This window comes from Trichocoleus sp. FACHB-40 (assembly GCF_014695915.1).
Lineage (GTDB): Bacteria > Cyanobacteriota > Cyanobacteriia > Cyanobacteriales > FACHB-T130 > Funiculus > Funiculus sociatus.
This window is the reverse complement of sequence record NZ_JACJPF010000113.1, coordinates 38,767-46,708: the sequence shown is the minus strand read 5'-3', so window position 1 is coordinate 46,708 and position 7,942 is coordinate 38,767. Positions and strand designations below refer to the sequence as shown.

Below are 7,942 nucleotides of genomic sequence, written 5' to 3'. Positions count from 1 at the left end.
CTCCCATCAATTTATCGGCAATGTGCTGTTTGTTATACAGATTATTGGGCGGCTTATGAGCAGGTTATTCCAAGCAAACGACATAAAGCCGTGGGCAAAAACAGCGGGCTGACCAACCATATTGAGAGATTTAATAATACGATGCGTCAAAGAATTTCTCGATTGGTTAGGAAAACTTTATCTTTTTCTAAAAACTTAGAAAATCACATTGGGGCTATATGGTATTTTATCCATCATTATAATGCGTCGCTATCTATGTAGTAATTTTTTCACTACATATTTACCACTACCAATTATTTATATACTTATTTTACTTATTATTAGATTCAATCCGACTTTCAAAAATTCCTAATATCGTGCCTACATTATTCAAATTTATTAGTTTTTTGTTTTATAGCGTTTTTCACTTGGTTGGAGTATATCAAAATTCTTACCTTCCCGCGACCTTTCTAGGAACGTGGCATTGCCATGTCCCTACAAATGTATCGCACCCAATAGAGAATTGCTATATAATAATGTGCGACTTTTGTATAACTATTTTATTATATTTTCTGGGTCAAGCAAGATGCTCACCCCATTTTATTTACTTCAAAAACGGACGAGCTAAAAAGAAACTAGAAATCGATTTGGCATCTACAGGTTCGCCTGCCAAAATCGCTTTTTCTAACTCTTCAGGAGTCATAAAAACGGTTTCAATATCTTCATCGACATCTTGCTGAGGAGGCTTTTCTAACAGTTCCAAATCTTGAGCTAAAAAAGCATAAATAAACTCATCAGAATAACCAGGCGCTAAGGAAAACTTACCCAAGTTTTGCCATTTGTGAGCGCGATACCCGGTTTCTTCTTCTATCTCCCGCTTAATCGTCTCCGCCGGGTCTTCATTCGGCTCTATTGTTCCCGCCGGAAACTCCAAAAGTCGCCCCTGAACTGCAAAGCGATATTGCCGCAATAGTATCAGTTTACCCTCTGGCGTGACTGGCACGGCAAGCGCTCCGCCCGGATGACGAACGCATTCCCACTCACCCTCAGCACCATTGGGGAGACGCAGGCGGGTAACTTCATAGTTAAATTTACGCCCTTTATAGAATAGGCGTTGTTGTAAAACTGTTGGCGGTTCTTGACCCAGCGACATAGTAAATTACAATCGGCGGACTCCTGAACAGTCTACAGCCTGAACCAGTTGCGCGATCGCTTTCCCCGAAACTGGCTCTATCCAATCTGGCGTAATTTCCGCCAAAGGAACCAGCACAAAAGCTCTTTCCCCCATTCGAGGGTGAGGTAGCTCAAGTGTCGGCGTATCTAAGATTACATCATCAAATAGAAGTATATCTAAGTCAAGGGTTCTTGCCCCCCAGCGTTCTTTTCGGATGCGACCAAACTGCGCTTCAATTCTCAGCAGCGTCTCTAACAATTCCTGGGGCGTCAGCTTGACATCCAACAATGCACAACCATTCAAGTAATCTGGTTGCGGTGGCCCTATAGGTACAGTTTGATACCAACTAGACCGTGCTATTACGGTAATTCCGGGAGTTGCGTCCAGAATTTCCAAAGCTGCTGTGAGGATAGCGCGGCTGTTACCGAGATTGCTACCAAGAGCGATTGCGCTTTTGGTACACTTTTCTAATCCCATTTTCCTAATATGCTACACACAAATCCCCTCAAAGCCCCCCAATTTATCGGGGGGTTTGGGGATCTAAAATGTTGCATCAAAAACGTGAATTCATGGCAAAGAGACTGTTAGCTGTCTAAATTTCCTCTGCCTAAATATTGATCTTTAAAGCTGTTAATTTCCTCAGATAGCTCTTGGCGGCTGGAAGCTCGGAGTAAATAGCGGTTAATGAACCAAATTGTGTATCCTAGACCAATCAGATTCAAAGTCGAATCTAGCAAAGGCAAGTCATCAATTGCATCCAGCAAAGCCAGCGTCAGCTTTAAGGTAATCAAAGACGCAAAAATTAGCCCAACTGTAATTAGCGGTCGGCTGTATGACTTGAAAAAGTTGCCAATATAATTTGGCATCTTATCTAGAAAATCAGCAATTTTTTCCCCGACCTGCTGCCATTGAGAATTAAAGTTTTCTGTCGATAGCCTTTTTTCTCCCAAGGTTTCTGAGTTTACCTCTACCTCAAGCTTGATGTTTTCAGCTTCTGCCGTATCGTCGGAGCGTGAAAGTTCAGGATTCATATCAATTTTTGGGAATGACAACAACTTGATGCGTTAATTACGGCGGCGATTGTTCTATTTCTGGCTTGTCTTATGAAGATAGCGAGGTTAATCCTGCGCTTGGAAGTCATTATCTACTAAAATGATGAAAAACAAGCATTTTAAAGCAAAATTAACAGAACAACCTTGCTCTGTCGCCGCTCTCCAAGGCTCTCATCCATAAAAATAGCCGAGTATTGCCGTAACCGCCTCTAGCATTGGTTGTAGCCCCTATAAAAGTAACTTAGTTTATGATTCATCTGAGTAAGGCAGCAGCTAGCGAGATTAAGCGTCTGCAATCTAAGCGTCACAACTCCAAGAATCTCCAATTCCGTTTGGGAGTTCAAAGTGGTGGTTGTTCCGGAATGTCCTACACGCTAGGATTTGAAGAAGTTGTGACCCCAGGCGATCGCGTATATGACTGCGATGGGATTCAAGTAGTGGTGGACGAGCAAAGCCTAAATTTCATCAACGATCTCACCCTGGATTACTCAGAGGATCTTATGGGTGGGGGGTTTCGCTTCCACAACCCAAAAGCCAAAGAAAGCTGTGGCTGCGGTAACTCTTTCTCAACTAATGAGCCGGCGACAACCGACAGATAAAGTACCAAACTCCACAAATTGACACAAAGTTACTAATGGTGCTAAACTCAGAATTTGTCTGCATTCGGTTCAACTAAAGGCTCTGTAAATCCCGTAACTCATGCCCACAATCCAGCAGCTCATCCGTAATGAGCGCCTAAGCACAAACAAGAAAACTAAGTCGCCAGCTCTCAAGAGCTGTCCGCAGCGTCGGGGTGTCTGCACCAGAGTATACACAACGACACCAAAGAAACCTAACTCAGCTCTCCGGAAAGTAGCAAGAGTTCGTCTGACTTCAGGCTTTGAAGTAACGGCGTATATCCCCGGAATCGGTCATAACTTGCAAGAACACTCCGTGGTAATGATTCGGGGTGGAAGGGTTAAGGACTTGCCAGGAGTTCGTTACCACATTATTCGCGGAACGCTAGACACGGCGGGAGTAAAAGATCGTCGTCAAGGTCGTTCTAAGTACGGCACTAAACGGCCTAAAGAAGCTGGAGCGAAGAAGTAAGCTTTGCCGAAAGCTACCATTACGGTGTTTGGAAAGCCAAAATGTTCGCAGTTGTGCGATCGCACTTTCCTTAGTCGCGGGAACATCCCTCTCTCGTGCTAAAACTGGGATGAAACCCAGGCAATAATGGTAGAGTTGGATAAAGTATGTTTTAACTGGATTCTGTGCGATGAGAAGCATCAGAGATGTTATAGAAGCGTAGAGTCACACCTGATGCGGTAGAGATACCAACAAAAGCTAGGGGGTGTGAATCCAGTAAAATATATCTGAATCCAGGAAAGATTGCTTCGTTGTTGGCAACGAGGCAAAAAGAAATTAACGCGCTGGGGACAGGACGTAACTGTTATGTATGGGCGAATTTTACTCAATGTGAAATTCCCACAGTAGACTTTCCTGAACCCACAAAGAGGCTTGTTAAACAAAAAATCCCATCAAGAGGCGCGTCCATTGGGATTTAAGAAATTCTGCATTTTATTCATTGAAGGCTTACTATGTCTCGTCGTACCGTAGTTAAAAAGCGTCCTGTTCCCCCCGATCCAGTTTATAACAGCCGCCTGGTCAGCATGATGGTGCGGCGGATTATGAGAAGCGGCAAGAAATCCATAGCTTTAGGGATTATCTATGACGCACTGAAAACCATTGAGGAAAGAACAGGTAGCGATGCTTTGGAAACTTTTGAAAAAGCAGTTCGCAATGTCACCCCTCTGGTAGAAGTAAAAGCGCGTCGCGTGGGCGGTGCCACATACCAGGTGCCAATGGAAGTCCGTGCTGACCGAGGAACAGCCTTAGCGTTGCGCTGGCTGATTCAATTTTCCCGCTCTCGTCCAGGCCGCACAATGGCAGGCAAACTGGCAAATGAGTTAATGGATGCTGCTAACGAAACAGGGAACGCCATTCGTAAGCGGGAAGAAACGCACCGGATGGCAGAAGCGAATAAAGCTTTTGCACATTATCGGTACTAAATACGGACTCGCATCCATCAAAGGTGAAAACCTTTAACAAAGTATACAATTATAAACAGAGAGTAACGCCCGCATCCCATGCGGCACAGATAAAAGGAGGTAACTGTGGCACGTACCGTCCCGCTTGAAAGAACACGCAATATCGGAATTGCGGCCCACATAGACGCGGGCAAGACAACAACAACAGAACGGATTCTGTTCTATTCAGGTATCGTTCATAAAATTGGTGAAGTACACGAGGGAACGGCTACCACTGACTGGATGGAGCAGGAGCGGGAGCGGGGCATCACCATCACTGCTGCCGCTATCAGCACCAGTTGGCGGGATCACCAGATCAACATTATTGACACCCCAGGACACGTAGACTTCACGATTGAAGTAGAACGTTCCATGCGGGTATTGGATGGCGTGATTGCCGTGTTCTGCTCGGTTGGCGGCGTGCAGCCTCAATCTGAAACTGTATGGCGACAGGCAGATAGATATAAAGTTCCTCGGATCGCCTTTGTAAACAAGATGGATCGGACTGGGGCGAACTTCTACAAAGTTTATAGCCAGATACGCGATCGCGTCCGGGCAAACGCCGTCCCAATTCAAATTCCCATCGGCGCTGAAAACGACTTTCGGGGAATTGTAGACTTGGTTCGGATGCGAGCCTACATCTACAAAGACGACCAGGGAAAAGAAGTTGAGGACACTGAGATTCCCGCCGATCTTCAGGAAGTAGCGGAAGAGTACCGCACCAAGCTCATCGAATCCGTAGCAGAAACCGATGATGTCCTGACGGAGAAGTACCTCGAAGGTGAAGAACTAACCGAACAAGAAATTCGGACGGCGTTGCGTAAAGGCACCATTGCAGGCACAATTGTCCCGCTTTTGTGCGGAAGTGCCTTTAAAAACAAGGGCGTTCAGTTGCTATTAGATGCAGTAGTAGATTACCTACCCGCACCCATTGACGTTCCCCCAATTCAAGGGCTATTGCCAGACGGCACCGAGGTCGTTAGACGCGCCAGTGATGAAGAGCCTGCGGCAGCTTTGGCTTTCAAGATTATGGCAGATCCCTATGGACGCTTGACGTTCATTCGGGTATATTCCGGCGTAATCAAAAAGGGCAGTTACATCCTCAACTCCACCAAGGGGAAAAAGGAACGCATTTCTCGCTTGATCATTCTCAAAGCTGACGAACGGATCGAGGTAGATGAAATGCGGGCTGGAGACTTGGGCGCTGCATTGGGTCTGAAAGACACCTTTACAGGCGATACCATCTGCGACGAAAACTCACCAGTGATTCTGGAGTCCCTGTTTATCCCAGAGCCAGTGATATCCGTAGCAGTGGAACCAAAAACCAAGCAGGATATGGAAAAGCTCTCCAAAGCTCTGCAATCCTTGTCTGAGGAAGATCCAACTTTCCGAGTCAACATTGACCCAGAAACCAACCAGACAGTAATTGCGGGGATGGGCGAACTGCACTTAGAAATTCTCGTAGATCGAATGCTGCGAGAGTTCAAGGTAGAAGCCAACGTCGGTGCGCCGCAAGTCGCTTACCGCGAAACCATCCGCAAACCCGTCAAAGCTGAAGGTAAATTTATCCGTCAGAGTGGTGGTAAAGGTCAGTACGGTCACGTAGTGATTCAGGTGGAGCCTGGAGAGCCTGGGACTGGGTTCGAGTTTGTCTCCAAAATTGTTGGGGGTATAGTACCTAAAGAGTACATCGGCCCAGCAGAACAAGGGATGAAAGAAGCTTGCGAATCCGGCATTGTGGCTGGATATCCCGTGATTGACCTGCGGGCAACTATGGTGGATGGGTCTTATCACGATGTAGACTCCTCAGAAATGGCTTTCAAAATCGCTGGCTCAATGGCTATTAAAGAAGCCGTGATGAAGGCTTCACCAGTGCTATTGGAGCCTATGATGAAAGTTGAGGTAGAAGCTCCTGAAAACTTCCTTGGGGACGTGATGGGAAACCTCAACTCTCGTCGCGGTCAAATTGAAGGCATGAACTCGGAACAAGGTGTTACTAAGGTAACAGCGAAAGTTCCACTCGCTGAGATGTTTGGCTATGCGACGGATATCCGGTCGATGACTCAGGGTCGGGGTATCTTCTCAATGGAGTTTAGCCATTACGAAGAAGTTCCTCGCAACGTGGCTGAAACCATCATCGCCAAAAGCAAAGGGAACGCATAATTAGTCTGCGGTCAGTTGTTAGTTATAGGTAGCTTGCCAACTGGCAACTGACGTCAGGCATCTCGCCTGGGGCTACCAACTGACAAAGGAAAAAGGAAAAAGGAACACGTAACACATGGCACGCGCAAAGTTTGAACGGACTAAACCCCACGTCAATATCGGCACAATTGGTCACGTTGACCACGGCAAAACAACCTTAACTGCTGCTATTACCATGACCCTGGCAGCAATGGGTCGGTCGAAAGCAAAGGGTTATGCCGACATTGATGCAGCGCCGGAGGAAAAGGCTCGCGGGATTACCATCAACACCGCTCACGTTGAGTATGAAACCGAATCTCGCCACTACGCCCACGTAGACTGCCCAGGTCACGCGGACTATGTGAAGAACATGATCACGGGTGCAGCTCAAATGGATGGTGCCATCCTGGTAGTGTCAGCAGCAGATGGCCCCATGCCTCAGACACGGGAACACATCCTCCTCGCTAAGCAAGTTGGCGTTCCCCAGCTAGTTGTCTTCTTGAATAAGCAAGACATGGTGGACGATGAAGAATTGTTAGAATTGGTGGAACTAGAAGTCCGGGATCTGCTGAGTTCTTACGAATTCGACGGTGACAACATTCCTATTGTGGCAGGATCAGCGCTACAAGCGTTGGAAACCATGACTGCTAATCCCAAGACCACACGGGGAACGAATGAGTGGGTAGATAAAATCTACCAGTTGATGGATGAGGTAGATTCCTACATTCCAACACCAGAGCGGGATATTGACAAGCCCTTCCTGATGGCTGTAGAAGACGTATTCTCGATCTCAGGTCGTGGTACCGTTGCTACTGGTCGTATTGAGCGGGGTAAAGTAAAAGTCGGGGAAACCGTTGCACTGGTCGGAATTCGCGACACTCGCAGCACAACCGTGACTGGGATAGAAATGTTCCAGAAGACCTTGGATGAAGGTATGGCAGGCGATAACGTCGGCGTACTGCTTCGGGGTCTCAAGAAGGAAGACATTGAGCGGGGTATGGTGCTGGCTAAGCCTGGTACAATCACTCCTCACACTCTATTTGAGTCGGAAGTCTATATCCTTCAGGAAAAAGAAGGCGGTCGGAAAACACCGTTTTTCGCAGGTTATCGCCCTCAGTTTTACGTGCGGACAACCGACGTAACGGGAACCATCAAAGCCTTTACAGCAGATGATGGTACTGATGCCGAGATGGTGATGCCGGGAGACCGCATCAAAATGACCGTTGAGTTGATCAACGCGATCGCTATTGAGCAGGGAATGCGCTTTGCTATCCGTGAAGGTGGCCGCACCATCGGTGCAGGTGTCGTTTCTAAAATCCTGAAGTAGGATTCTGACAAACAAATAAGGAGCAGAAAAGCAATTGCCTTTCTGCTCCTTATCTGTGTCGCTTAAATCAAACTTTCTAATTTTCTGGCTGGGAAATTAGGTTTCATTCATAAGATACAATCTCGAAGGCTCTAGCTTCTACCAACTACTTTGAACCTGG

The 7,942-nt window shown here is 46.7% G+C and carries 9 protein-coding genes; 6 read left to right on the top strand and 3 right to left on the bottom strand.

Annotation, left to right across the window (positions count from 1 at the left end; all coding sequences use genetic code 11):
* A partial coding sequence (locus H6F63_RS27610; protein WP_277876505.1) for an IS1 family transposase occupies nt 1-261 on the top strand: 261 nt, incomplete at its 5' end.
* A gap of 322 nt (nt 262-583) precedes the next feature.
* Here the strand turns inward: H6F63_RS27610 and H6F63_RS27605 are convergent.
* The 3 genes from H6F63_RS27605 to H6F63_RS27595 form a co-directional block, all read right to left on the bottom strand.
* A complete protein-coding gene (locus H6F63_RS27605; RefSeq protein WP_190640481.1) occupies nt 584-1,132 on the bottom strand; it encodes an NUDIX hydrolase in 549 nt (182 codons plus the stop codon).
* Between the two features lie 6 nt (nt 1,133-1,138).
* The gene (gene folK, locus H6F63_RS27600) at nt 1,139-1,630 is read right to left on the bottom strand and encodes a 2-amino-4-hydroxy-6-hydroxymethyldihydropteridine diphosphokinase (RefSeq protein WP_190640480.1); all 492 of its coding nucleotides are present in this window, start codon (nt 1,628-1,630) and stop codon (nt 1,139-1,141) included.
* 107 nt (nt 1,631-1,737) lie between these two features.
* Nucleotides 1,738-2,184, bottom strand: a complete 447-nt coding sequence (locus tag H6F63_RS27595; RefSeq protein WP_190419792.1) for a CAAD domain-containing protein — start codon at nt 2,182-2,184, stop codon at nt 1,738-1,740.
* 269 nt (nt 2,185-2,453) lie between these two features.
* On the opposite strand from H6F63_RS27595, the gene H6F63_RS27590 reads away from it, so the two are divergent.
* From H6F63_RS27590 to tuf, 5 genes are all read left to right on the top strand, one after another.
* Entirely contained in the window at nt 2,454-2,804 is a 351-nt protein-coding gene (locus tag H6F63_RS27590) for an iron-sulfur cluster assembly accessory protein (RefSeq protein ID WP_190640479.1), read from the top strand.
* Between the two features lie 100 nt (nt 2,805-2,904).
* On the top strand, nt 2,905-3,294 hold the full coding sequence (gene rpsL, locus H6F63_RS27585) for a 30S ribosomal protein S12 (RefSeq protein WP_190419788.1): 390 nt from the start codon (nt 2,905-2,907) through the stop codon (nt 3,292-3,294).
* Nucleotides 3,295-3,785: 491 nt separating this feature from the next.
* Entirely contained in the window at nt 3,786-4,256 is a 471-nt protein-coding gene (gene rpsG / locus H6F63_RS27580) for a 30S ribosomal protein S7 (RefSeq protein ID WP_190419786.1), read from the top strand.
* Nucleotides 4,257-4,361: 105 nt separating this feature from the next.
* The gene (gene fusA / locus H6F63_RS27575; RefSeq protein WP_190419784.1) at nt 4,362-6,437 is read left to right on the top strand and encodes an elongation factor G; all 2,076 of its coding nucleotides are present in this window, start codon (nt 4,362-4,364) and stop codon (nt 6,435-6,437) included.
* Between the two features lie 115 nt (nt 6,438-6,552).
* Complete coding sequence (tuf, locus tag H6F63_RS27570; RefSeq protein WP_190419782.1) at nt 6,553-7,782, top strand: elongation factor Tu; 1,230 nt, start codon at nt 6,553-6,555, stop codon at nt 7,780-7,782.
* Nucleotides 7,783-7,942: the final 160 nt, after the last annotated feature.

What these genes read in the sequence shown, in the direction of transcription:
- rpsL (WP_190419788.1), top strand. Translation starts at nt 2,905, where the DNA reads ATGCCCACAATCCAGCAGCTCATCCGTAATGAGCGCCTAAGCACAAAC.
- rpsG (WP_190419786.1), top strand. Translation starts at nt 3,786, where the DNA reads ATGTCTCGTCGTACCGTAGTTAAAAAGCGTCCTGTTCCCCCCGATCCA.
- folK (WP_190640480.1), bottom strand. Translation starts at nt 1,630, where the DNA reads ATGGGATTAGAAAAGTGTACCAAAAGCGCAATCGCTCTTGGTAGCAAT.
- H6F63_RS27605 (WP_190640481.1), bottom strand. Translation starts at nt 1,132, where the DNA reads ATGTCGCTGGGTCAAGAACCGCCAACAGTTTTACAACAACGCCTATTC.
- H6F63_RS27590 (WP_190640479.1), top strand. Translation starts at nt 2,454, where the DNA reads ATGATTCATCTGAGTAAGGCAGCAGCTAGCGAGATTAAGCGTCTGCAA.
- tuf (WP_190419782.1), top strand. Translation starts at nt 6,553, where the DNA reads ATGGCACGCGCAAAGTTTGAACGGACTAAACCCCACGTCAATATCGGC.
- H6F63_RS27595 (WP_190419792.1), bottom strand. Translation starts at nt 2,184, where the DNA reads ATGAATCCTGAACTTTCACGCTCCGACGATACGGCAGAAGCTGAAAAC.